The 25721-nt window shown below is 37.4% G+C and carries 19 protein-coding genes and 1 tRNA gene; 10 read left to right on the top strand and 10 right to left on the bottom strand.

The features are described 5' to 3' along the window. Positions 1-63: 63 nt before the first annotated feature. From WH188_RS07950 to WH188_RS07925, 6 genes are all read left to right on the top strand, one after another. The gene (locus WH188_RS07950) at positions 64-1056 is read left to right on the top strand and encodes a quinone oxidoreductase family protein (RefSeq protein ID WP_339423718.1); all 993 of its coding nucleotides are present in this window, start codon (positions 64-66) and stop codon (positions 1054-1056) included. Next, on the top strand, positions 1049-1522 hold the full coding sequence (locus WH188_RS07945) for a cupin domain-containing protein (RefSeq protein WP_339423717.1): 474 nt from the start codon (positions 1049-1051) through the stop codon (positions 1520-1522). The genes WH188_RS07950 and WH188_RS07945 overlap by 8 nt, the downstream gene beginning before the upstream one ends. A gap of 415 nt (positions 1523-1937) precedes the next feature. Further along, the gene (locus WH188_RS07940) at positions 1938-3686 is read left to right on the top strand and encodes a hypothetical protein (RefSeq protein WP_339423716.1); all 1749 of its coding nucleotides are present in this window, start codon (positions 1938-1940) and stop codon (positions 3684-3686) included. A 10-nt stretch (positions 3687-3696) separates the two neighbouring features. After that, positions 3697-4398: a hypothetical protein gene (locus WH188_RS07935; RefSeq protein ID WP_339423715.1), complete on the top strand. Its 702-nt coding sequence runs from the start codon at positions 3697-3699 to the stop codon at positions 4396-4398. A 705-nt stretch (positions 4399-5103) separates the two neighbouring features. Continuing rightward, on the top strand, positions 5104-5583 hold the full coding sequence (locus WH188_RS07930; protein ID WP_339423714.1) for a hypothetical protein: 480 nt from the start codon (positions 5104-5106) through the stop codon (positions 5581-5583). A gap of 134 nt (positions 5584-5717) precedes the next feature. Next, on the top strand, positions 5718-6086 hold the full coding sequence (locus WH188_RS07925) for a nuclear transport factor 2 family protein (protein ID WP_339423713.1): 369 nt from the start codon (positions 5718-5720) through the stop codon (positions 6084-6086). A gap of 83 nt (positions 6087-6169) precedes the next feature. Here WH188_RS07925 and WH188_RS07920 read toward each other — a convergent pair whose 3' ends face one another. Further along, the gene (locus tag WH188_RS07920; protein ID WP_339423712.1) at positions 6170-8413 is read right to left on the bottom strand and encodes a GH92 family glycosyl hydrolase; all 2244 of its coding nucleotides are present in this window, start codon (positions 8411-8413) and stop codon (positions 6170-6172) included. Positions 8414-8842: 429 nt separating this feature from the next. Between WH188_RS07920 and WH188_RS07915 the strand changes: the two genes are divergently transcribed. Next, positions 8843-9037, top strand: a complete 195-nt coding sequence (locus WH188_RS07915; protein WP_339423711.1) for a hypothetical protein — start codon at positions 8843-8845, stop codon at positions 9035-9037. A gap of 126 nt (positions 9038-9163) precedes the next feature. On the opposite strand, the gene WH188_RS07910 is transcribed toward WH188_RS07915, so the two are convergent. The 9 genes from WH188_RS07910 to WH188_RS07870 all read right to left on the bottom strand — a co-directional run bounded on the left by WH188_RS07910 (position 9164) and on the right by WH188_RS07870 (position 22786). Next, positions 9164-9904, bottom strand: a complete 741-nt coding sequence (locus WH188_RS07910) for an SDR family NAD(P)-dependent oxidoreductase (protein WP_339423710.1) — start codon at positions 9902-9904, stop codon at positions 9164-9166. A gap of 116 nt (positions 9905-10020) precedes the next feature. Further along, on the bottom strand, positions 10021-11463 hold the full coding sequence (locus tag WH188_RS07905) for a TolC family protein (protein WP_339423709.1): 1443 nt from the start codon (positions 11461-11463) through the stop codon (positions 10021-10023). Continuing rightward, positions 11426-12742, bottom strand: a complete 1317-nt coding sequence (locus tag WH188_RS07900; protein WP_339423708.1) for an HlyD family secretion protein — start codon at positions 12740-12742, stop codon at positions 11426-11428. The genes WH188_RS07905 and WH188_RS07900 overlap by 38 nt, the downstream gene beginning before the upstream one ends. A 15-nt stretch (positions 12743-12757) precedes the next feature. Then, entirely contained in the window at positions 12758-14425 is a 1668-nt protein-coding gene (locus tag WH188_RS07895; RefSeq protein ID WP_206368440.1) for a peptidase domain-containing ABC transporter, read from the bottom strand. A gap of 610 nt (positions 14426-15035) precedes the next feature. Further along, positions 15036-15875 carry a metallophosphoesterase family protein gene (locus WH188_RS07890; RefSeq protein ID WP_168127220.1) on the bottom strand — a complete coding sequence of 280 codons (840 nt, stop codon included), beginning with the start codon at positions 15873-15875 and terminating at the stop codon, positions 15036-15038. Beyond that, positions 15869-17668: a RagB/SusD family nutrient uptake outer membrane protein gene (locus WH188_RS07885; RefSeq protein ID WP_168127219.1), complete on the bottom strand. Its 1800-nt coding sequence runs from the start codon at positions 17666-17668 to the stop codon at positions 15869-15871. Before WH188_RS07885 ends, WH188_RS07890 begins: the two co-directional genes overlap by 7 nt. Before the next feature lie 9 nt (positions 17669-17677). Continuing rightward, positions 17678-20953, bottom strand: a complete 3276-nt coding sequence (locus WH188_RS07880) for a SusC/RagA family TonB-linked outer membrane protein (protein ID WP_339423707.1) — start codon at positions 20951-20953, stop codon at positions 17678-17680. Between the two features lie 96 nt (positions 20954-21049). Continuing rightward, a complete protein-coding gene (locus WH188_RS07875) occupies positions 21050-22075 on the bottom strand; it encodes a FecR family protein (RefSeq protein ID WP_168127218.1) in 1026 nt (341 codons plus the stop codon). A 111-nt stretch (positions 22076-22186) separates the two neighbouring features. Next, complete coding sequence (locus tag WH188_RS07870; protein WP_168127217.1) at positions 22187-22786, bottom strand: RNA polymerase sigma factor; 600 nt, start codon at positions 22784-22786, stop codon at positions 22187-22189. A 271-nt stretch (positions 22787-23057) separates the two neighbouring features. Here WH188_RS07870 and WH188_RS07865 point away from each other — a divergent pair, with 271 nt between their 5' ends. From WH188_RS07865 to WH188_RS07855, 3 genes are all read left to right on the top strand, one after another. Then, positions 23058-23624: a hypothetical protein gene (locus WH188_RS07865; RefSeq protein ID WP_168127216.1), complete on the top strand. Its 567-nt coding sequence runs from the start codon at positions 23058-23060 to the stop codon at positions 23622-23624. A gap of 772 nt (positions 23625-24396) precedes the next feature. Beyond that, positions 24397-24478: transfer RNA gene (locus WH188_RS07860), tRNA-Leu, on the top strand. 315 nt (positions 24479-24793) lie between these two features. After that, complete coding sequence (locus WH188_RS07855) at positions 24794-25720, top strand: AraC family transcriptional regulator (RefSeq protein WP_339423706.1); 927 nt, start codon at positions 24794-24796, stop codon at positions 25718-25720. Position 25721 lies beyond the last annotated feature (1 nt).

The raw sequence follows: 25721 nt of genomic DNA, 5'->3' as shown, positions 1-25721 counted from the left end.
AACAGTTAACTAGTGGCAAATATAAACTATTCTGCGTATACCTTTGTATAAAATAAACACGTCATGAAAGTAGTTATACTCAATAAACAGGGTCAGCTGGAAGATGGATCTATTCCTAAACCAATACCGAAAGACCATGAAGTTTTGATCCAAATAAAAGCGAGCGGTTTTAATCCTATCGATTACCAGATGCTGCAAAATGAACATGAAAGAAAACTGATCAGTTCACCGATATTGGGACGAGAACTGGCAGGAATCGTAGTGGATAAGGGTGCTCAAGTACTTGATCTACAAATCGGTGATGAGGTATTCTGTGCTAGTGGATCAATGGGCAGCAATGGTACATATGCTGAATTTATTACAGTTCCTGAAGCTATTGTTGCTGTAAAACCCAAGCGAATTTCCTTTGAGGAAGCAGCGGCAGTACCATCGGCGGCGCTAACTGCTCTACAAATTTTTAATCGGCTCCAAATCAGTCCGAAGGAAACAATGCTGATTACGGGAGCTACTGGAGGAGTCGGTTCGTTTCTTGTCAAGATATTAGTGGCGCATAAAATTAATAATATCATGGCTACTGTAGGTAGTGAGGATAGTACTAAACTGCTCTTGAATATGGGACTAAAGGAAAATCAGATCGTCAATTATAAACTGCCTAATCTAAGAGATAACCTGCTTAAAGCAAACAACAATCAACCATTTGATATCGCAATCGATCTGGTTGGAAACGAGATTGCCGAAATTACAGCGGAATTACTAAAAATTAATGGAACCTATGTTGATGTTACTTTTATGAACACCACAAAATCCCGTGAAACGCTCTTTAATAAAGGAAGTAGCATATTGAATATCTCCAATTATGCACACAGCATGACCAAAAATTACGCCTACTACAAAGATAATCTCCAGCGTCTTGCGGAAATGATCCAAGACGGAACCATAAGTCCGCCAAGTTATAAAATTGTAGGCAAGCTTTCCACTGAAACAGTGCTGGAAGCTCATCGTATGCTTAAATACAATCAAACGAACGGAAATAAATTAATAATGATCCATGAATAAAATACCAAGAAGAATCGTCACCGGAATCCAAAACGGAAAGTCTGTGATCCTTGAAGATAAAATTGTAACAAATGCTGTAGAACATTTTCCTAATTTGGTGATATCAGATGTTTGGAATACGCAACAGATGCCTGCCAGCCTGGATTATGAAATGCAGATCCCCAATAAGAGTTTCCCTGAAACGCCAAAAAACGGAACGTATTTTCGTTATGTCTCTATCCCTCCTGACAAAGAGCTTGGTCTAGATGTAAAAATTGGACAGCCCCATCCGATGATGCATCAGACCTCCACATTGGATTACATCATCATCCTTTCAGGAGAACTTTATCTGATCATGGAAGAAGGTGAAACCCTTTTAAAGGCGGGAGACATTGTCATTCAGAAAGGAACGAACCACGCTTGGAGCAACCGCTCTGACAAGCCATGTATACAACTTGCCATTTTAATTGACGCAGTACAAGAATAATTAGTTATCATCTTCTGAATGATGAGACTGTCAATACATTATTTCTTGCGGAAATTTCAGGTTCCAAATTTGAAGGCATTCATAATATGTAATAAAAGTCAGAAACCTGACAATTTATAACCTATTCTTGAATCCAATCAGAAATCGATCGATCAGAAAAATTCTAAAGCTAAAGTGTTTTTATAATCACTAAATGAAATTTTATTAAAAAGAGACTTAAGGTATTAAATAATTTTAGTTATTTTTGGCGACAAATAAAAACCATCAATTAATCTATATGCGTCGCAAGAACTTACTATGTATTTTTAAATTATACATATGTTTTAATTTATTATGTCTTATTTCCTGTAAATATGAAAGTGAAGACTTGAATTTTCATGAAATTAAACAACCTGACAAGAATGTAAAGGTCACCATGAATGTCGCGGACGTGCCTAATGGTGAAACTATTTACATCTATGGTGCAACCGATCTAATGTATACGATCAATGCCGCTCCTGGAGCTGTTACTAAACAAGAATTTTATCTTAATAATAAACTGATTGTTGGCGAAAAGGAAGTATTGCATTTAGATCCCTCAGATCTTACAGGAAACGATTCTGATATACTGAAAGTAAAAGTAAATCTTTCTTCAGGAAATGGAAGTTTAGCTGAAGTTTTAGGTGAAGAGAAATCAAGTTTTGAATTTATATATCCAATAAAATATGTAAATCCCCAGATAAATTTGAACATTAATCAACGGATTAATTCTTCTAAGAAATTAGAAATCTATTGGAACAAGCCAAATCTTGAAGGAGCCGAAATTGAAAGTTATGAAATTTATAATTTCGACAATTTAGATCAGATTTTTATTAATAAAATTACAGATCCTAGCAAAACTAGTTTTATCGATGATGATTATTCCTACGGAGCTAAAACATATAAAATAATTACAAAATATAGGGGTAACAAAGTTCCACCAAAAGAAGATTTTTATTCTGTACAATATAAAGTTTTCACAAGCAACTATTTCAAGACAAAGACCTTAAAAAACCTAAGTTTGGATATACAATGGACCCATCCTGATGGCATTGAAAACAAATACGTTCTCGTATGGAAGGGAAATGTACTAACCATACCATTAGGTAAAAATAATGCTGAAGTATATAGACCAGCATTCCCTTTTCAAGAAGAACAGTATTATGAATTGTATATCTTACCAGAAAAAGCTGACACATGGGATTATGCTAAATATCCGAAGATTATCAACTACTTTAAGGAGCAGAAATACGGCGATCCCGAAGTAGACAATGCGCATCTTATCTTGGTTGAAGGTGACGTTAAAAACAAATTAATCCTTTCTATGAGAAGTAATAAAAATGGTTTTGGAATTCGAAATTTTGGAATTGATGACCTTGTCTTGAAAAGTAAAAATCCAGATCTTGTCCAATATCCTTATTATATCAGTTCTTTTAAAGTTTCTCAAGCGACTGGAAAAGTTGCAGTTCATTTAAGAAGCGATGTTTATGAAACTAAGCCAAAAATCGAAGTGTACTCAGATTTTACTTTCAGCAAAAAAATTAGAACTTATGTTAGCGATGATTTTCCAGTCTATTATTTGACCAATGATGATAAAATCCTTGTTGGTAACAATAATTTATATGACTATGAAATTTATGATTTAAACTCTGGTAAATTGTTGAGTAAAAAAAGAGAAGCCAATGGACAGTTCTTTCCTGGTATTTCCGAAGACGGCAGATATACCACAAGTTCTGGGAGCTATAATAATGGTTGGTACAAAATTTATAGATATGAAAATGATCAATATACAGTAATAGCCGAAAAAACTGGGAGCCGTACCAGAAACGCTATTGAATTTCACCCATTAATTCAAGATCAGGTTGTTCTTCAATCCTTTGATAATTATTTTTCAATTTGTGAATTACCAAGTTTAAAAGTAATTAAAAAGGTGCCTGGAGAATTTATATGTTTTGATAAATTCACTGGAAAAATATTATTTAAAGATGAGAATTTCTCTTCTAATTCGCTTATTAATGTTATGGATAGTAAATATAGCAGTATTGTCTTTAGCCTGACGACAGGCCTTTACTTCCATCCTTTCGCAGCGAGACTTTTAAACAATAATATTATTCTAAACAACAATTATGTCAATATTGGCCAATAGCCTAAAAATTATGAAAAAACTAATATTAAGTATTGCATTGTTACTGATGACTATAACCTCAATGGCGCAAATTGGGTTTGGCTATAGATTTGGCATTGGTAATTATAAAATGTCCGAAATGAGTTCATTCTTGAATGTCATTCAAAGCGGAATTAAATTAGATTATCCCGTACCTATTTCAGTTACCGACAATTTCCCAAATCATTATACCAATAATGGTGAAGTGACATATTCCGTTAAAAATAGTGACTACGGGATCAATGTCACTTATTTATCAACAGGAGGTCGATTGGCTTATTCGGATTATTCCGGCGCGATTGCTTATAATTTGAATGCAAATGCTTATCGTATCGGAGCTTTATATCGAAATTATTTCTTCCAAACCAATCAAGGACATGAGAATAATCTATCCCTTTTTGCGGAGATTTCTCCTGCAGTAACATTCAATAATATTACTTCAGATGGATATTATGAAACGCAATCAGGTCGAAAGGAAATTGATAAAAAGCATATTGTTGAATCCAAATCAACGGGTTTTTCCATTACACCTTATGTTGGTGTGCAGTGGAATTTCATAAAATCTTTGGGTGCTAACCTTGGTGTTGGTTATAATGCTGAAATCCCTGGTAAAAGCAGTGAGATGAGAGATAGTAAAATTGATTGGACTGGGCTTCGTGTTGGATTAGGCTTGAGTTATAAATTCATAAATTAATATATTGCGTTTTATCATTTCAATGTATGCTATGAAATATTACATTACTTGCTTACAGTAAATGATATCTTTTTTAAATGCGCCAAGAGTTTAAATAAATAAAAAAAGCCGTTTTGCGTAAGTAGATCGGCTTTTTTTATTTATTCAATCTTCAGAATTATCGTTTACCATTAAGAAAACTTACTAATTTATTTATATCATTAAATACATAACATCCTGCTAGAATCTTCATTTTATATGCTTTTACTCACAAAAGTATCAAGTCAAGATAAACAATATGCAAAACATATCGTTTGATATATTAAACATGACTTTCATCATTATAATAATGATTTACTAAAGCAAAACCGTTAGTTATAATTTCTAAGAAACTGCAACTATTAGATTACACCCACAAACAAAAAAACTTAATCCATTGGTTCATATGTGCTATGGACTTGCCTCATCAAAAAAAACAATTATGCATTAATAAAAATTGGATAATAAAAATATTTTCTTTTCTTTGTAAAAACACAAAAGAAAACACTTTCATAATGAACAATCTAGGACAGATTAATATTAACATCTTGATTAACGCTACAGTCGTGGTCATCGTCATTTTTTGTTCAAAATGGGAGGTTAATACTTTGTAAGATATTTAAAAATAAATAATATTATAAAAAGCTTCCCAAAAAATTTGGGAAGCTTTTTTTTTGATTCCATGTTATGAAAAAGAAAAATATGACCTCTAAATTGTTCACCTTGAATTGCAAAAATCAACGTGATTTACTACCAGATATCATTTCAACAATGTATCAATTAGGATTAGAAATTGAGACCATTTCGCAATCCCGTACAGATATTCCGGAAATAGTATTGATAACGATTGAGGTAGCTATGCCTGGAATCTTAATCGATAATACACTACTCAATCTTAAAAAAATAGCCGATGTACTGGATGTTACAATCACTTTTGGTTCTGTTTTAAATGCTGCATTGTTTAAAATATCATTTGACACAAATGAAAACATCTGGGAAATTTTACATCGCTATAATGTACGCTGTGTTTCTATGGAAAATAACACCTTGTTAATACACCAAATTGCTAAGGAAAGTGATATTCAAAGGTTATACAATGCCTTAGAAGGGCCTGGACTAATATCTTTTTCGCAGTTGCCACTTTCAAATTATCAATCTACCATTTAATAGCAGTTTCGGTACACAGCAATTATCCATTTATGCAACAGGAGTATGAGGAGAGTTATTCTTTAAAAGTTTATTAAATTAGTAGTGGACTAAAAATAAATCATTGAAGTTGGACGCTAAAAATATAATAACCAATGATAGAAACAGATATTTTAGATCAGGAAAATAGACTTTATGAAGCGATCAAGGAAAGTAATATAAACGTGCTTGAAGAACTGCTGCACGATGATCTGCTTTTTGTCCTTCCAAGCGGAGACGTCATAACAAAGGAAATGGATTTACAGAGTTACCGTGACGGTAATTTAAAAATCCGTGAGCTTATTCCCCATGTTGAACATCTAAACATCATAGATGATACAGCAGTGATTACGTTGACCTTGGAATTAAAAGGAAATTACAGTGGTCAAGACTTTGAAAGTAAGTTTCATTACATCCGTTTTTGGAAAACATTCCCTAGTGGAATAAAAGTAGTTGGAGGAAGTGGAAGGATTGTTCATGTTTAAACGGGCAGTACCATTTAAAAGCGTTGCAAAAAGCCATTAACTTTTTGCAACGCTTTAAATTAAAACAGTGCTACTGCAACAACTTATTTCTTATACCATACTGGCCCAGGTTTGTTCCCCATTTCGAATACCAACGTCGCACCCGACATCAATTGCTGATGCGTGATGTAACTGGTTTCAAGTGGTTTTCCATCTATTGAAACAGATTGGATATAAATATTCTCTTTACTGACGTGATTGGCTTTGACTGTAAATTTCTTACCGTTAGCAAGCGTAATTTCACTATGATCAAAAAGCGGTGTACCGATCTCATAATGGCCACTGACAGGATTTACTGGATAAAAACCTAATGCACTGAAGACATACCATGCAGACATCTGTCCACAATCTTCATTGCCACTCAAACCAGAAGGAGTATTTAGATACAGTTTTTCCATTACCTCAGCAGCATACTGCTGTGTTTTCCATGGCTGTCCTGCAGCATTGAACAGATATAAGGCATGATGGCTCGGTTCATTACCATGTGCATACTGCCCAATCATACCTGTGCTAAAAATAGGCAGTTTGGTCGTATCTGAAGGATGGAAAGTAAACATACTATCGAGCTTTTGTCCAAAGCGTTCCTCACCACCGACCAAATTGATCAACCCAGGAATATCATGCTGTACCGACCAAAAATATTGCCATGCATTACTTTCACAGATATGTTCACTATAATCTTCGGGATCAAATGGGCTTATAAATTGACCATTACTATGACGTGGCTGCATAAACGACGTTGCTGGATTATAGACATTCTTATAGTTTTTTGATCTCGCCAAAAATGTAGCAGCAATATCCTCTTTCCCCATCTTGCTTGCCATTACGGCTATACAATGATCATCGAAAGCATACTCCAATGTGCGCGATAAGGACCAGTTCTCTGCATTGTATTTATCAGCAACGTCATAAGGAACATAGCCAAGTTTTTTATACAGCCCAACTCCTCTGTATGCATCGGTGTTTGCTGAAGCGACACAAGCTTCAAGCGCTTTATTGACGTCAAAGTCACCGATCCCTTTTAAGTATGCATCGGCGATAACAGGTATAGCATGGTGCCCGATCATCATATCGGTTTCGCTTCCATATATATTCCATACCGGTAAACGACCATGTTGCTCGTAAAAGGCAATAAAGGACTTAATCATATCATTTACACGATCTGGATCAGTTATGGTAAATAATGGATGTGATGCTCTATAGGTATCCCACAATGAAAAAGTACTATAATTGGTCCAATTCTCAGCTTTATGTATTTTCCGATCAGCACCAAAGTAAGATCCGTCTACATCTCCAAATATCGTAGGGGCTAACATACTATGGTATAATGCGGTATAGAATTTCACCTTGGTATCTTTATCTGCTGTCTGGATAGCGATCTTGCCAAGTTCATCATTCCATTTTTTTTCAGCCTGCGCGAGATAATAGTCAAAATCATCTTTTGGCGCTTCTGCTTTTAAATTGTTTGATGCTCCTTCCATACTCACTCCGGAAAGTGCTGTACTCAATGTGACTTGATCTCCTTTAGCTGTTTTAAAATCAAAGCGGGCTTTAAAAGCTGTTCCAGTTCGTTTAGTAGCTTTTGTTAGGGTATCTGTAACGGATAAGATGGCAGTACTATCCAGGTGTACAGCAGTAAAGGGTTTTGAAAAACGTGTTTCAAAATAGACACGTTGCCCTCTCGCCCAGCCTTCAGAAAATCGATAACCGCGAATCGTAACCGAATCGACGACTTCAATATGGGAATCCACTGTCGCATCCCAGTTCATTGCTTTCTTCAGGTCTAAAAATACAGCAGCATCTGCTTCTGGGAAAGTATAGCGCTGAATACCGCAACGAGGGGTTGCTGTCAATTCGACATTGATATCATAATCAGTTAATTTTACTTGGTAGTAACCTGCATGTGCCTGTTCGTCCTGGTGCGTAAACTTGGAGTGAATGCCCAATGGGGCTTCAGCTTCTTTATACGGAAGGGTAACCGGCATGAAGGAGATATCATACAGATCTCCGGCTCCTGTTCCACTTAGGTGTGTATGACTAAAACCTGCGATGGTGCTATCCGGATAGAAATATCCCGATATGCGGTCCCAGCCCGGCAAACCATTGTCAGGACTCAACTGGATCATACCAAATGGAGCCTGCGCTCCAGGATAGGTATTTCCCGTAAAATCTGTCCCTATAAAAGGATTAACAGATTTTGCATAAGAATCATGCTGGGTATCTTTTTTGGAAGCACAGCCTAAAGTAACCAATAGACTCGCACAAACCATATAATTCACATATTTCATTGTATATATCGCTTTTTTTAAATTTTATTTACAACTATTTATCACCCCTAAAAGGAGATCATCATGGCTATTTTACGGGAGTTTGATCACCTAGTTTAAACTTCCTCGACTTCCTCTTTTGTTATCTTTTCTACACTAATTTCTAACAACCGATCGCTACATTCAATGATCTAACTACTGTTTAATTAACCAGACAACTGTTTTGATCAAGAAAAACAAGAGCCCAATATAAGATAAATGGAGCGATCAATAAAATTAAATTTAATTTCTTGCTATATATTTAAAACGTTTTAGCAAAATCACATAGTGCTCGTTTGATCTTGGAACAAGTTCTTACGAATATTAATCCAAAATCCCCGAATATACATTTATAGCGATTACAGCAGTAAATTGTCTTTATCTTAATTTCGTAAATAAAACTTTATCAGTATGAAAAATTTAGAATTGTTAAAAGAAAAATCAACCATGATTTCCAAAGAACAGATGAAGGGTGTGCAAGGGGGAATGAAATGGACAAAGGACAGAAGTAACAATGTCCATGATGCGAGATACCTAGATGGTTGGCTCAAACACCAAGCATCATTATCAGCAGAAACTATTTTATTCGGCCACGATCGATATTAGTAGCTGTAATACTTCATTAACGAAATAAATCCGATCAATTCACTGCAAGCTATACGGATATTCAGTTGTAAAAAATATCCGTATAGCTTGCGCTTACATTAAAATAGGATTTGATAAAAGATAAATTTATTTCGCATTCTCCGCATAATAAAGGTCGGCAAATAGCTTCGACAGTTTAGCAGGATCTTCTCTCCAGGCATTATACATGCCCCGCCCCATTTCGTCAGGTATACTATCGAGTTTACCGTCAGATACACCTTCCAGTATTTGGATCGAAGTACTGTCTGCATCGGGCATATCCCAATCACTACCTTTGTTCATATCCGTATCAATAGCTCCAGGATTGACAGCATAAACAATAACGCCTTTTTTAGCCAATTCAATTCGTACAGATTGTGTAGCAGAAAAAAGAGCTGCTTTTGAAGCCGCATATCCTGCAATAGATGGCAAAGGGGAGTAAGCGGCAATAGAAACAATATTGATCATAATGGAGGGTTTATTTAGGATCAGAATTGGTGCAAATGTCCGCATCATCTTTATTGTTCCAAAATAATTAACCTGTAAATCATTATCCATTCCCAGGAGATCTCCTTCTAAGATATTTCCAGAGTTTACTGTTCCGGCATTGTTGATAAGAATTTCAGTATCCTGAGCTACGGTTGCTACCCATGCAACTTGTTGGTCATCTGTAATGTCTAGTTCTAACGGTACTATCCGATCGTCATTAAATGATGGCATTTTCTTTAAATCCCTGCAGGTTGTATATATTTTCCCTACCCCATTATTAAGTAGCGCCTTTACAAGTGATTGGCCTATTCCCCTATTGGCTCCTGTAATTAGGATCACCTTATCTTTAAAAATTTGCATTGTGTTTTATTTTTTGGTTAACACAAAGCTAATGCGAAGAAAGGGAGGATAAAATCCAAAACGTGCGGTATTAAAGAATGGTCTCCATTCATTTCACAAAACACCTATGGTGTTGACTAGCGCAGTGCTACCGACAAATCAAAATTAGCATTTGTCCATTTCAGTTTATTATAACTTTTGAGAAATTTGAATCTTAATTCTAAGATCTTTTCTTGGGCATCAATAAGCTTATTTTCGCGGCTGTTGATCAGAAATAGTGAACTTTCGCCATTAGCATATTTGGACTGCTCGGCCATCAGTAATCGTTTATAATTATCCATGTTTTTGGTTGCGATGCTAATCTGACTCCAATAGTTGTAGATCTCGTTTTTGTAGTCGGTTATCTTGGTTGCCAATTCCTGACTTTTATAAGCCAGATCCAAACTGTTCTGATCGATCTTAAATTTCGCCATTTTATAATCAGCTCTTGCCTGTCTTAAAAAAATAGGTATTTCAAGTTTTAAACCATATTGGAAATTATTATCAAAAAGTGGAAAAAAGTTGTGTGCATACCCTTCTTTATTATAAAAATTATAGCTAAAATCAATCTTAGGCAATAGGCTCTGCAATTTAAGCCGGCGTTCGCTTTCTAATATTTTGCCCTTTTCATCATAATAACGTACAGAAGCATGGTTATTCAGTGTATGTGCATCGACCTGCGCCAACAAATCTGTGTAGTCTGTATCATCAGCATTGCGCTGCAGTCTTTCTGAAGGAACAAGACCTTCTGTTACGGGATAGGGCTTAAGATCTTCCTCCCATAAATAGATCGAAAGCTTTTGTGTTGCACTGACAAATTGAAGATAAGCATCTTGTTGCTCCAGCTCATAATTCTGCAGCTGGGAAAGTGCTTCGGTCGTATCAATTGCGGCTTGTTCACCATATTGAAATGTTTTGATCACAAATGCCAACCGCTCTTTATTGATGTTAACTGTTTCCCGTTGCAGCCGATAGAGCTCATATTGTTTTACCCATTCCCAATAGCTGTTTTCCGCTTCCAGCATCAGCTCGTTGGTCAACACGGTTTGTTCTGCTTCCGTCATACGTTGCGCAATCTGTGCCTGCTCCAATAAAGCACGTCTTTTATCATACAGCAGATTTTTAGCTAGAGGGACTGTTACGCCAACTTGATATAAACCTCCCTTTGTATCGCTATTGTTGAGTTTTTCTCCATCTAAATAGCTGTAACTACCATTTAATTCAATACCATACCAAGTTGGGATACCGAGACCGATATTACGTTGCTGATAATACTGTGTGCCATCAATGGTTTTTTCTCCCGTTTTAGCATCAAGAACAGGGTCAAAATTACCTTTAGCCTGCTGTATACCGGCAGAGGCAATGCGGTTTTCTAGGCGGTATTTAAAAGCCATCGGATGATAATTTTTGACGATTGCCAAGAACTCGTTACGTGATAACCTTAATGTATCCTGTCCAAAAGAAGATTGGCAGAAGCAACAGATCAGAATAAGGATGATATAACTATTTTGCCGCTGCATCGTTCGTTGCTTTATTTTCATTTTTGACTATATAATAATCTGGAGGGAAGCCATTTATATTACGCCACAGCTCATACCAGATCGGCACATCGTTCAAAATCGCAATACCTTGTACGCCAGCCCCAACTTTAATCTGTGGAGGCCACGGTTTTTGTCCTTTATCTTCAATGACCAAAGCCCTAAAAAGTCCGCTGGTATTGATGTTATTTTCTACCGCGATTACTTTACCGGCAAAGGTTCCGTAGCTCGTGGTTGGCCAGCCTGAAAATACAATGGCAGGAAAACCATCAAACACACACATCACCCGCTGTCCAACTTTGAGTAAGGGTAAATCTACAGGTCTCACAAAAATTTCGACAGCGTAATCAACCTTGCTGGGCACGATCGTACCGATGCTTTCTGTTTCTTTCAGGATTTCTCCGATCCCCCCCTTATTAAGATGTACAATCTGCCCGTCCTGAGAAGCCTGAACAAAGTATAATCCCCGTCTCGCTCTATAATTGGCAACCTGATTTTCAAGTTTTGCTATTTCGCCGGTACTTCCCTCAATCTGCCCCAAACTCGAGAATCTGTCACCTTCTGTCTTGCTTAGCTTTTCAGTATAATCCTGGATCGTTGCGCGCTCTTCGATCTGTACCGTTAAAATCTCCTGATTCGTCTGTGCCAACTTATTGTCTATAGCTGTTTTTTTCGCCAAGACATTTTGGAAGGAAACATTTCTTTGCTGCAATTGGGTAAGCGATACCAGTCCGTCATCGTACATTTTTTTCTGTCGGTTAAATTGATCTTCGCTCAACTTTAACTCGTTGGTAATAGCCAAAAGTTCTGCCTGCTCCGCCTGTAACTTATTATTTAACTGACTGATTTTCACTTTCAATTGTGCCAGCTTGAGTTCTCGCCCAGCACCAAGAGCTTTGATTTGATCTGCAGTGGTCCCCACTTTGGCTTCGTAATAATCACGTACCCCTTTCTTGGCGCTGACCTGCTGCTCGGTACGCTCCAGTAGCTGCGGATCCATATAATCATCTTTCACTTCAGCCAGCTGCAGTATGGTATCGCCCTTTTTTACAAAATCGCCGTTCTTGACATACCATTTCAAGATTTTACCTGGGATAGGCGAATTGAGCTGCTGCGGGCGCTGATCCTGATACAACGTGGTCACAGTACCTTTCACCTTGATATTCTGCGTCCACGGTAAAAAAAGTGTCACAAAGCACAGGATCCCAATGAAGATGAACCAGTTTTTAACTGTAGACTGCTTATGGATATGGTATATTTTATCGAATGATTTGAGTTTCATCTGTTCGGGGTATCTTTACTTAATTTCAATAGTACGGTTTTGCAGGTAGAGATGCTGATCTGCAATCTCCATTACTTCTTTTTCTTTAGACACTAAGATCACAGTTGTATGTTGCTTGATTTCATCCAGATATTGTGTCAGTTTTTTACGAAATACCTCATCCATCCCGTCAAGAGGATCCTCCAATAGTAGTAGACGATTATTTCCAAGAAGTGCTCTCAGAATTAAGATCATCTTTCTTGAACTAAAAGAAATCTCGGTATCTGTCTCACTCAACAAGGTATAAAACCCGTTGCTAAATTGATCGGAAAGCTGTTCAATACCAATGGATTCAGCAAGTCGGAGTATATCTTCTGTACTGATGTTTTCACGGCCAAGCACGAGGTTTTCGTGCAGTGTGCCTTTGATAATCGTCATATCTTCCATGTACAGGCCGATGCGATTGCGTAAGGCAATTTTATCAATATTTTTGATCGGTATTTTATCAAAAAGGACTGTTCCTCCAGAGGGTTCATAAAAACCGGCTATCATATTTAAGAGCATGGATTTCCCGGCACCGACCTGTCCCGAAATCATGGTAAGGCTATTGGCCGGAATAGTAAAATTCAAATGGATAAAAACCGGACGGCTGTCGGCAAAATTTAAGCTGACATCTTTAAAAACAACTTCCATTCCTCTTGCTGTACTCTCCAATACAATCTCGCCATTGGATTCTTCACGAAGACCCGTCACCTTATGGAGTTTAAGTACTGAAGCAATCATATCGTAATAACTTTCGAGACTTTTAATCAGCTTTTCAACCGCCGACATAATCATGATAACCACAATTTCTGTTGCAACAAATGCACCGATATTGAGTTTTTGATTGATCAGCAAATAAGTTCCAATTCCCAGCATAACCAGCGTAATGGTCACATTAAAACCAATAATGGATTTGTACTGAAACAACAAAACCTTGAAATGCGAAGTGCGGTGATCAAGGTATTGAACGACCCGTTCATCTGTACCCGTTAAATGCATATCTGATTTTGAATTAATCTTGAATGTTTTTATAGCGCTGGCAATGTCTTCGAGCCATGAAGCCACCTCATATTTTTTATTACTTTCTTCAACACTGGACTGGATACCCGAATCCATTGTAAAATAAAAAATACATCCCACAATAATGATCACAACTGCTCCGAATACTAAAAACCAGACATGATAAAAAGACAGCAGGATGATACCAAAAAATATCTGAATCAAGGCGGTTGGAATTTCGAGCAGAATTTTAGAAATACTTTTCTGTAAGTTTAGAATATCAAAAAAACGGTTAACAAGTTCGGGAAGATAATATTTTTTAGTGGCGGCGAGGTCTATTTTTGGAAGTTTCTTGGCAAAAGCGATGGAATATTCGACGAAAATCTTTTGCTGAATCTTCTCAATAATCTGCATGACCTTAACTCGGAAAACCCCGTATAAGAATGTACCCAGCACCACAAAACCGATGAGCAGATAGAGCGATGTCACCATAGTGGCACCCAAAACAAAACTAACGATTGCCTGAATACCCAGTGGAATACTCAATTGCACAAGACCACTTAGAATGGCATATATATAAATGGACGCAACATCTTTCTTTTCCTTGGTTATCTGCTTAAACCACATTCTAGTACTTGCAGTATAATCTTCTTGATTTGCCATTATAATTTATTTTTGGACAGTATATTTAATATATTTAGAGGGCCGATATTTTGCTTATTCTCCAATAAAATGTGGTATAAATAATCCTGTAATCAACAGTTTCCTTATCTCAAACTTAGTAAAAAATACAAATAAAATGCACAGGCATACTGCATTTTTATACAAGGCAATACCTTTTAGATATACGATCTACCATTTTGTGCAAAATCTACCCAAAAGCCACTACAACACCTTAACAAACTGAATACCTAAGCCTTTAACAGAGAGCTAACATACACTTTTAAGGTTCATATCTTTACTTTTTAAGTTTCAAATGCAATCAGCATAAAGGAAAAAAATGTTTCTGATAAAAGAACCATTAAAAGATGAATATAGCTGATACTTCAAAAATAAAATCAAATCATACAAATTGGATTTGATGTATTAAAAACAGTGATCGACATCTGAAAAGACTATTTTTCTGTTAAAAAAAATAGAAATTATGGATAGAAATCACGCATAAAAAGCAACGTACCTAGTCCACCCTTGCGAGAAGTAAAATAAAAATCCCCCAGAAAATTTAATATTTCCCGGGGGATAGTTACGACAGTACTTTACTGAAATATTTGGTCTATTTGATGTATTTCCAACTAAAATTTTGTCCCTTTACGTCAACTTCAAGATGACCTGGGAATGTACCTTCAAAACTACCTTGCCACCAATTACCAGAAACTGCACCTGCTGTTATAAATTGTACACCTTTCACTTTAATCTCTTCATATAAATGCATATGCCCTTGAAGTACTAATTTCAGATTATGCTCTTTGAAAAGATCAAATACCTGCTTTTGATTTGTAAACGTATCGGCAGCGGTATAACGTCCTTCCAGGACAGGATAATAAACGGATAAAAAAGGAACATGGGACACAATAACTATGGGCTGTTCTTTCGCTGTACTGTTAATAATACCCTGTAACCAAGCAAACTGTTGCTCTCCAATGATGTATTGATTATCCTGTACTTCTACACTATTGAGCACAATGAACTTCCATCCTTTATGATCAAAGGTGTAATACGTCTGACCAAAAGTTCTTTCGAAAAGTTCAAAATCATTTTTACCGTTTCTTAGATCACGCGGTAATCTATCGTGGTTTCCGATAGCCATATGATAAGGCTTTTTTGTATGTTCAAACACATCTTTAAGCAACTTGAATCGTTTTTCTCCCAGCGGTAGATCAGTGTTTTTTAAATTGTCGATATCGACATTATCTCCACCACTCATAATAAATTCCACCTGTGGCGACAATAATTTAAGCCGTTGTGCTACCTGTCCCAATGTAGAGTCACTATGCGTGTGCATATCGGTCAGAAATGCAAATTTAAAATCTTGTGCCTGTACGGTCTTTATGCCAAAGAGCATCAAGAATAGACAACTTACTGTTAATCGTATTATTGGATTATGCTTTACCATCCGAATATTTGTTTAAGGTTATCATTTAAAAGTATCTCTCCCTGTGGTATAGGACGATAATAAAATTTTGGGGTTTCAAAAGTTCCTGTATTTTCAACCGTCTCTACAGTACCACTATTGCCATCGGATAAAAACACCCCCACATCCTGACCAAAACGTCCAACACGGTAGTATTGTAATTCTCGTCCCAGGCTATTTTTTTCTTTGACTTCGGGAATTGAAGATGAAGATGCAAGCAGTACGACATCGGGAATACCATCACCGGTCATATCATGCTTTCCTAATCCAGAGAAATAGACACCTTCACGCTTATTTTTTAATAATTCACCCACATTCCAACGCATGAGATCTGTAAATCGGAATCCTTCAAATGCAAGTTCGACACGGCGCTCTCTTCTGATCTCCAATACAAGATTCCGTTGATTACTTTCAACATTGGCATAGCGTGATGCCAAGACTGGATCTATACGTTCGCCAAGTGTCATAGCGGGCATACCCGCTCTTGTACGCAATAGATTGACACTTCGATCTAAATCGGCTTGTGTCAGCAAACCCAGTTCAGCCTTTGCTTCGGCAAAATTCAAGAGAACCTCCGCATATCGGTACAAGGGAATATCTAAGTTATTACGAGCCTCTAGACTCAGCGTATTTTGAAAACCTTTAATTTGATGATAGCCAGAAAAGTTTTTCGCCAGTTGTTGGACATACAATCCCGCTCCCTGTGCGTAGGTGTGGGAATAGATCAACTCCCATCCCGGATAGGCATAGGTTTGTGACAAACGGGGATCTCTGTTTTCAAACTCCTTCACAAATGAATTCTTATCATATCCTACTTGAGCCGAATAGAAGGAACCATCTTTCATCAGATAGGACTGTACCAGATCCCGCAAGGGATAATATTCATAATTACCGAACATACCCGGCCATGAATCGGCGTTGAGCACATTGTTGGCATAAAAACGACCAAATACAACCTCTTTATTGTTTTCTAGATTTTCACTAAAAAATAAGGATCCATAATCCTGATTGGGTTTGCCTGTTTGATGAATACTAAAACCTCCTTCCCGCATAATTTGCTCACTTAATTGCTGTGCTTTGGTCAAAAAATCATTTGCAGAAACTTTTAAATCCAACTCCTGGTGATACTTACGGTAAGTGCCTTCATAGAGCGCAAAACGACTATACTCCTGCAGTACAACCCACTTATTGACTGTCCCCAATTTAATTCTGGGTTCAACATTTTTTGCGGCAAACTCAAAGTCTTCCATAATTTTTTCGACAACAGTAGCGCGAGGATCGCGTTTAGCAAACAGATACTCTGTATCGCCCACTTCCAATGCTTTATCCACCCAAGGTACATCAGAAAACCGTTGTACTTTTTCGACATAAAATCTGGCACGGAAATATCTGCCCAGACCTTCATAATGTGCCTTCTCACTCGCACTGATCTGCGCTTTCTGCATATGCTGCAGAAAGAAGTTCACCTTACGAAGTTGGTCCCAGTTCCAGCCTCCTGAAATAGTTGCTGCAGATGCATTTCCAGCCATAAGGGTTTTAATTTCCACGTTCCCGGTCGTACTTGCATTGTCACTGGTAGCGTCTGCCTGATAAATGCCTAATCCAGAAAAATTATACAAGCCTGTAATGTACAGTTCCAGATCGGTGGCGGTATTAAAAAAGTTTTCATTATTGATTGCCGTTTCTGGAACACGATCCAGATATTGATCATTACAGCCTCCTAAAAGTGAAAGCCCCGAAAACACAAAAGCTAATTTTATATATTTATTTATCATGATATTCGATTAAAAAGTTAATTGGACACCTGCAGAAAAACTGCGTTGAAAAGGATAAGTAAGTCCATTGCCGACACGATCTGAACCCGCAGTAGGATTGGTATAGGTATTTTCATTAAGGGTTTCAGGATCAAAATAGCGTTTTACAGCAGACCATTCGATGATGTTTTCACCACTCACATATACCCGAAGCTGACGGATCTTGGCTCTTGAAGTAAGCGATTTAGGTAAAGTATAACCGATCGTTAAATTCTTGAGTCGCAAATAAGCGGCATTCAGTAAATAATTTGTTTGTGGAATCGCTAGTCCCTGTGCCTGATCGATACGTGTCCCTAAATTACGGTCGGCCAGCCATGACTGCAATATCGGATAAGCGGCATCGAGGTTTTGATCTGCAAGCCCCAAATTTAGGTATGCTTGAGAATGTTTTGCGCGATCGATCTCCGAATCACTTTCAGGGCGGTAAAAATCAAGCAAGTGTCCATAAAAATTTCCGTAAGGCTGCTGATAAGTACCCCAATACAGATAATCCAATGGATAATAATCGCGTTTGCCAATTCCTTGGAAAAATGCGCGTAGGTCAAGACCTTTCCAATCTGCTGATAGGTCTACCCCAAATTGATAACGGGGCGTGGAGTTTCCGATGATTTTAAGATCTTTTGTGTCGCCAAGTGTATATCCCTTCTCAATCTTACCATTATTATCCTGATCAACATAGGTCGGCCAGCCCGGTACGATGGATAATGCACCCCAAGGAATAATGGAGGTTTGATCCAATTTAGCGATCTCTGCCTGATCTTTGAAAAGACCGTTATTTTCCAATCCCCAGATTTCACCTAACTGCATCCCATCATAATATTGCAAAATACTTTTATTGGGATTGTCAAAGCGGGTGATCTTGGACTGTGAATCTGACAACAATAATTTGGCGTTAAAGTGCAATGGAGCATTAGCCACTTCGAAACGTTCCTGAAAATTAAGCGTCAACTCCCATCCATTAGTCCTGAGATCGGCGGCATTTTCACGCGGCTCGGCAGCACCCAATATATTGGGAAAATCCTTACCTAAGGTCAACATACCTAGCGTACTTCTTGAATAATAATCAAAACTGGCAGAAAATTTATTTTTAAGAACAGCAACATCTACACCGACATTGACCGTATTGACTTTCTCCCAGGTATAATTGGGCGAAACCAAAGATGGAACTTGAATATAGATACCTCGCTCGCTGCCAAGTAAGTAATCTGAATCCTTTTTCTCCATCGAAGGAAGATAACCATAGTTGGATACAGACTGATTACCAAGTTGTCCGTATGACGCTCTCACCTTTAATAAATCAATACCTGATAGTGATGACATGAAATTTTCACGGTCTAATCGCCAGGCAACAGAACCGGAAGGGAAGAAACCAAAACGCTTACTTTTTGGAAAACGAGAAGATCCATCATATCGGCCGTTGAATTCTACGATGTACTTATCGTCGTAGGTGTAGTTTAACCGATAGAATGCACCGCGCAATGCATAGGTATCAATAGCCTCCCCCATTCTCATGGTTCCTGTAGCAAATTGGATCGTAGGGAATGATTCTGAAATCAATCCCGAACGTTCGGCATTAATAAGCTCATAACGATAGTCTTCCTGATTAAATCCGACCACAGCATTTACCTGATGCTTATTAAATGACTGCATATAGGTACCATATATATTATAGACGTTATAGTAGGAGAATCCAGCTTCGCGGAAAGCACCAGTAGTTCCTTCTTTGCGGACATCGTCAGGTCCATATCCGATCTGATATTGTGTCGTATACCAATTTCTATTCAGTGAATTGCGCTGAAAAGTGTAATCTGCATTCAGTTTAAACTTGTTGCCAAAAAAACGAAGTTCTGTATTAAAAGTAGACTGAACATCCAAACGTTTTTGATCACTTTTACCGCCATCGACCATCCGTGCGGCGATATTTCCGGCTGCAGCATTAGCCCATGTGCCATCAGGGTTCTTATCGTAGCTTGTTGGAAAAATATTATAGATATCGGCCAAATTCATTTGTGAAGGTTCAAGTCGTCGCGTACTACCAATCACGGTATTATTGCCGAATGATATAAAATCTGAAAGTCGATAGTTTACTTTTGATCGCAGATTGTACCGGTCAAAATAATCTTCTGTAAGTTTAACGGGTGAATTTTGGCGATTGTAACTTCCGCTGATGTAATACTGTACTTTTTCATTGGATCCTGAGATGGACAGGTCGTGTGAATGGGTTGAATTCCAATCTGAAAGGAAGTAACGTGTCCAGTCCCGATTGCCCATATATTCCCAAGCTTTGGCATCTGATGGATTGATCCGCACTCCGGGAATAGAAGGATTGTCAGAGCGCTCTCTTGCATATTGGTAAAATTGATCGGAGTAATTCACATTATCCCAAGGGGTATTATCAGTAGAGGTTTCCAATAATCTGGAAAATACATATGGATCCGTTATTTTATCAGGCATAACAGTTGGCGTATTCCAAGTAAAATTATTTGAATAACTTACTTTAACATCACCCTTACCCGTTTTAGTGGTGATGATTAGAACACCAAAAGATGCCCGCGCGCCATATATTGCCGCAGCAGAAGCATCCTTAATCACGGTAAATGATTCGATGTCCTGTGGGGCAATACGAATCAGTTCAGCCGCCGAAACAGGTACGTTGTCTACTAAAATAAGTGGATCTCCACCATTGATGGACGTGATACCGCGAATGTTAATATTGGGCACAGCACCAGGTGCTCCTGAATTAAACTGTATGTTTAAATTTGGTGCTATACCCTGAAGTCCCTGTGCGGCATTTGAAATCGGACGGCTTTCCAGTACTTCTCCACTGATATGATCTACAGCACCGGAAAGATTGGTTTTTTTCTGGGTACCATAACCGATGACGACAACTTCATCCATGTTATTTGAAGCAGTATCTGTCAATTGAAAAACAACACTTGAGCGCTTGCCCGAAGTGACGATGTATTGGCAATCTTCTTTCGGTTGTAATCCGGTATAAGTTACTAAAATACAATAATTGCTGTCTACGGGCAGATTATTGAACACCGCTTTTCCTTGCTGATCAGCTTGGCCGGATCGCTTCAAATTATTCACTTTATTCTTTACAGTTACGGTAGCATTGGCCAGACCTTTTGCCTTCGCGTCCTGCACGATAACAACAAGTTCTCCACGCTCCTGGGCAAAGCCCCTTTCGCCAAAAGCAATCGCTAATAGCAGTAATAAAGCCCTGCTGGAAGGCATTTTCATAGTTAAAGATATTCGCATATTTTTCATTAATAATTGTGCATAATATGTCCAGGCTCCCTCTTTTTCGTAGGGTGCTGCTGGTTATTTTTTATTTTTTTACTGGCTTACTTTTGTAATCGCATAGGTATTGGTTGCAGCATTAAACGTCATCTCTAAATCATTGGCAAAGCAGATTGTCTGTAAGATCTGTGCGATATCATCATCTTTTGTATAAGTACCATAAAATGAAAGCCCTGAAACTTCTTTTGAAGAAAAGCGAATCGTTGTATGGTATAATGATGCTAAGGCAGGCAAGACTTCTTCTAAAGGTTTATGATGAAAAGTCAGCGTGTCGATGACTGCTGCTTCCACTATTTGCTCCTCTACTTCCGGATGACGATCGCGCTGTCTAGCCGGTGCTACCGTTTCTTTCCACGACTGCCCAGGAGTCAAAAATGCAAGTAAGCGTACTGCGCCATCTGCTGTTTTCTCTTTGATGGAAACCCGTCCAGTCACCAGGCGTATTTTGGGTTTTGCACTTTTATTGTCCTGCACAACCCAGAAAGAGGTTCCTAGCGCTGTTGTTAGAATATTGCTTGCTAGAACAGTAAATGGACGTTCATGATCGTGAGCCACTTCAAAAAATGCTTTTCCCTGCAATTGAATTGCACGGCAGTCATCCGGAAAGGGTTGCGTCCAAGTCATCGTCGAATTGGCCAAAAGATGAACGCGAGTACCATCTTCCAATACCACTAAACTGTCCTTAGACACCGTAAAGACCTTCTTGATTGGCTTTATCAAAGATGGCATGATTGTGCTGTATGCAACTTTCTGCGGTTCATGAATACGATCTCGGTCTACTAGATACCATCCCAAAGAAAGACAACAAAGCAAGACTGCTGCCACCTGTCCCAAAAGTTGCCAGGAATGACCAGCCTTTTGGACGTCTACCTCCGGCAGGAGTAAACGGGAATCTATCTGTTCTTTCATTTTACGATAGGACTGATTCATATCAATCTGCTCTTTGTTCGAAAGATCCAATTCGCGCATCCACTTCATTAAGTGTCCACGCTCTAGATCAGTAAGCCGTCCCTCCGAATATTTATTGATCAACTCTTCCAGTTCTCTTTTTCTATCTTGCATACATCCTAATAGTTGCGATAACCAAGAGATCGTACCATGCAAAATGCATGAAGTTTATGTTAAGTTTATTTTAAATAAAAAGACAGATCTACAACGGTACAACAAACCCGATTAGAAGAACAATAATAATGAAACCGACAAATAGACCATCGGATTTAACTGTTGCTGTTGCATGTGTGTGCGCACAAGTGTCAATGCTTTGCTTAATTGATTTTTAACTGTCTGAAGTGATATCCCTAATTGTTCTGCGATTTCAAGATTACTGAGACTACGCTGATATTTCAAATTAAAGACGACGCGCATGCGATCTGGCATATCTTCTATAGACTGTTCGATGGCAACTAAAACATGGGTATAGTTTTCTTCGTAGCCATTCACAGTGAATATTTCTTGCAAACCGTCGTGTATTAATAACTTATATTGGTCAATATGTTTTTCATGGATCCCTTGCTTTCTAAAATGCTGAAAGAGTTTATGATATAAGGCCGAAATGAGGTATGCCCGTAATCCGGTATGAATGGTAATGGTGTGCCGTCTTTGCCAAAGGTCCACAAAAAGATCTTGCACGATATCCATGCTCAAATCAACATCTCCTATTTTCTTAATGGCAATACGAAGAAGCAGGTTCCAATAATGGTCATAAATCTCGTTAAAAGCACTGTAATCAGCATCAACAAGGCGTTTTAATAGAATTTCGTCTATTGTTTTCACAGGTATACTCTTTAGATCAAAGGTGTTTCATCTGTAGCAAATATCTCGCTTTAATATAAATTGAGTATTAAGGATAGGTGAAAAATTTATGAACCTCAAAATCGCTCATCGATATTTTCTAAGTGTTAAATATACTGCCAATATCAAGCTATTTTTTGTACTTTTATAGGATTCAAAATAAATTACTGTTATGAATGAAACTGTGAATCTCTCATACAGCAATCAGCAGTAAAGCCTTATAATAAGATTGTAATTACCGTCATTAATATATATGAAAAAATCCCTATTCTTCGTCATTGCGTATTTCGTTATCAGCGTATCGAATGCTCAGGAATCAAATTCAAAAGCTTTTATACAAGCTTTTAAAACACATTTAGGTAATTATTATGAAGGAACTATTATTGCTGGCGGAAAGGAAGGTGACGGGTTTACCGGCAAACGTTTGTTGATGCAGGTAATGCGCTATAGTGACAGTGAAGTCAAGGTTCCCTTCTTTGTAGGGGACGACAAATCACGTACCTGGATCTTCTCCTTGAATAATAATCTTGTAGAGCTAAAACATGATCATAGAAAGCCAGATGGAAATCCAGACAATATCACTTTTTATGGTGGGACCGCAACCAACGAAGGAACAGCTGAGATGCAGCTATTTCCTGCTGATGCAGCAACCGAAGAACTAATCGACTACGCTGCTTTTAATGTCTGGTGGGTAACAATTAATGAAACTAAGTTTTCTTACAACCTCAGGCGAATAGGTTCGGAACGGGTTTTTTCAGTCGAATTTGATCTGACAAAACCGATCTCATCAGATTTTAAACCTTGGGATAATGCTAAGTAAAGCATCATCCTTACTTTAAAACTCTTTTGATTTTATGCAATTCATGCAAAAGATACAGTAATAATATTTGATCGACGCCTTTTATTAATTACATGCTAGAAGGATATTTTGTGACCACAAATATCGATGTTCAATAATATTTAAAGAAAATGAACTCAACAAGGATCACGTTAATCCCTGTTGAGGTGAATTCAACTGTACCATTATGAACATACAATTGAAATTTCATTTAATAATCAAAAAAGTAATATGCACTACCAATCGATGGTCCTATTGTCACCATCAGCAAAGCATAAACATATCTCAATTATTTCTGTGGTAAAGATTAACATTAAATAAATAATCAAAGAAAAAAGACATTTCACATCGCTATCACACTTTTACAAAAACCTATAAATGAATATATTAAAATAAAAATTAGGATATTTAAACCCATTTACCAAGATTCTTAACCCGCTAATAGTAGCTGTTTTATATATCAAACAGCTTTATAAAAAAAACAATATGGATACAGAACATTAAATGAATCTAGTTTTCGATTAATTTGGGTGCTTTGGGGAGCAAAAGCTTCAAAATAAAATCATATTTTCAAAGCTTGATGTTTATTATCATCAAGCTAAAATAGAATTGTAAACAACAAAAAAATTAATTTGCTAAAAAAAATATTCTGCTCATAAACAGCATCATCTGTATCGGCCATAACGAATAAGAGCAGAATACTTGCAAAGTATAGGTTTCGTTTTTATATTTGCGACATCAAAGAAATCCTAATGCGGAAGTGGCGTAATTGGTAGCCGCACCAGACTTAGGATCTGGCGCCGCAAGGCGTGGGGGTTCGAGTCCCTTCTTCCGCACTTGATATCCTTCTGAACTGAATAGTTCAGAAGGATTTTTTTTATACTCCAATCTAAAACATCAAATCCTCCAGCTTTTATTGACCCCAACATTTTGAAGAAATGGGAGTACATACTGATCTTCCCGATAATGAAATAGAGCAACTATCTTAAATATTATTTAAATTAGCTATGGCGCATCTATATTGATTTTCACTTATCAGGATCTTGTTTTGATGTGACCTTTGATTTTCATAAAAAACAGAAAGTAAATCATAATATTTTGAAAAAGACAAGCGGTACATTTGTATTCTATAAAATATTTAATAGCTCATTATGTTGAAAACTTCGGATATCGAAAAGGTAGATTTGCTACGAAACTCAGCGGATTTCTTACCAGTAAGCCATGCCTACTTTGAGAATTGGAATATTCGTGTGGTGAGCCGAAAAGAGGATCCTTGTAAAAATTATTTATCTCCACATCGTAGGGACTTTTATAAAATATTATATATTTCTAAAGGAACAGGTATTCTTACTATTGGTACCCACACTTATTATATAGATAATCCGACAATTATATTTCTGCATCCGAATGGAATAATCTCCTGGAAAAATCTTTCTGATGATTCTGACGGATATTACGTTCTGTTTAAAAAGCGTTATCTGGATGAGCAACCGATCTTAAAAGTTGCTATGGAAAAATATGAACTGTTTAGTAAAATAGAGAAAAATGTCATTCGATTGGGAGAAAATGATCTAGATCCTTTAAACCATTGGTTTGAAATCATGCTAAGGCAATATGAAGATCAGGATGATATGACGGAGGACCGCTTACAAACATATATGCAAATGGTGATGATCGAAAGTTTACAGGTTGCTAATTTTCCAAAACCAGATATTGTTAGTGATGAATATAGACAAATTCATGATTTTTTTCAATTACTGGAAGCAGAAGCTTCGAATATTAATAGACATAATCCTGTACGCATTAAAACAGCTAAAGAATTTGCCAACTCGCTCGCTATACATCCAAATTATTTAAATGCGATATTAAAGAAGTATACGGGGCAAAATGTAAGCACACACATTAAAAATCGGTTACTGGAAGAAAGTAAAGCTTTATTGATACAATCGGACTGGAGTTTACAAGAAATCGGATTTAGTATAGGTTTTGCAGATCAGTCCAATTTTAATCAATTTTTCAAGAAAAATATAGGCCTAACTCCGCAAGGATTTAGAAAAAGCTATCAAATAAAAAATTAGT

The sequence above is a fragment of the Sphingobacterium sp. MYb388 genome, from assembly GCF_037479535.1.
GTDB classification, from domain to species: Bacteria; Bacteroidota; Bacteroidia; order Sphingobacteriales; family Sphingobacteriaceae; genus Sphingobacterium; species Sphingobacterium anhuiense.
Note: the sequence above shows the minus strand (reverse complement) of the source record. Positions and strands in the feature narration are given on the sequence as shown.

Excerpts from the sequence above, each read along its gene's own strand:
- WH188_RS07950 (WP_339423718.1), top strand. The coding sequence starts at position 64 with ATGAAAGTAGTTATACTCAATAAACAGGGTCAGCTGGAAGATGGATCT.
- WH188_RS07945 (WP_339423717.1), top strand. The coding sequence starts at position 1,049 with ATGAATAAAATACCAAGAAGAATCGTCACCGGAATCCAAAACGGAAAG.
- WH188_RS07940 (WP_339423716.1), top strand. The coding sequence starts at position 1,938 with ATGAATGTCGCGGACGTGCCTAATGGTGAAACTATTTACATCTATGGT.
- WH188_RS07935 (WP_339423715.1), top strand. The coding sequence starts at position 3,697 with ATGAAAAAACTAATATTAAGTATTGCATTGTTACTGATGACTATAACC.
- WH188_RS07930 (WP_339423714.1), top strand. The coding sequence starts at position 5,104 with ATGAAAAAGAAAAATATGACCTCTAAATTGTTCACCTTGAATTGCAAA.
- WH188_RS07925 (WP_339423713.1), top strand. The coding sequence starts at position 5,718 with ATGATAGAAACAGATATTTTAGATCAGGAAAATAGACTTTATGAAGCG.
- WH188_RS07920 (WP_339423712.1), bottom strand. The coding sequence starts at position 8,413 with ATGAAATATGTGAATTATATGGTTTGTGCGAGTCTATTGGTTACTTTA.
- WH188_RS07915 (WP_339423711.1), top strand. The coding sequence starts at position 8,843 with ATGAAAAATTTAGAATTGTTAAAAGAAAAATCAACCATGATTTCCAAA.
- WH188_RS07910 (WP_339423710.1), bottom strand. The coding sequence starts at position 9,904 with ATGCAAATTTTTAAAGATAAGGTGATCCTAATTACAGGAGCCAATAGG.
- WH188_RS07905 (WP_339423709.1), bottom strand. The coding sequence starts at position 11,463 with ATGAAAATAAAGCAACGAACGATGCAGCGGCAAAATAGTTATATCATC.
- WH188_RS07900 (WP_339423708.1), bottom strand. The coding sequence starts at position 12,742 with ATGAAACTCAAATCATTCGATAAAATATACCATATCCATAAGCAGTCT.
- WH188_RS07895 (WP_206368440.1), bottom strand. The coding sequence starts at position 14,425 with ATGGCAAATCAAGAAGATTATACTGCAAGTACTAGAATGTGGTTTAAG.
- WH188_RS07890 (WP_168127220.1), bottom strand. The coding sequence starts at position 15,875 with ATGGTAAAGCATAATCCAATAATACGATTAACAGTAAGTTGTCTATTC.
- WH188_RS07885 (WP_168127219.1), bottom strand. The coding sequence starts at position 17,668 with ATGATAAATAAATATATAAAATTAGCTTTTGTGTTTTCGGGGCTTTCA.
- WH188_RS07880 (WP_339423707.1), bottom strand. The coding sequence starts at position 20,953 with ATGAAAATGCCTTCCAGCAGGGCTTTATTACTGCTATTAGCGATTGCT.
- WH188_RS07875 (WP_168127218.1), bottom strand. The coding sequence starts at position 22,075 with ATGCAAGATAGAAAAAGAGAACTGGAAGAGTTGATCAATAAATATTCG.
- WH188_RS07865 (WP_168127216.1), top strand. The coding sequence starts at position 23,058 with ATGAAAAAATCCCTATTCTTCGTCATTGCGTATTTCGTTATCAGCGTA.
- WH188_RS07855 (WP_339423706.1), top strand. The coding sequence starts at position 24,794 with ATGTTGAAAACTTCGGATATCGAAAAGGTAGATTTGCTACGAAACTCA.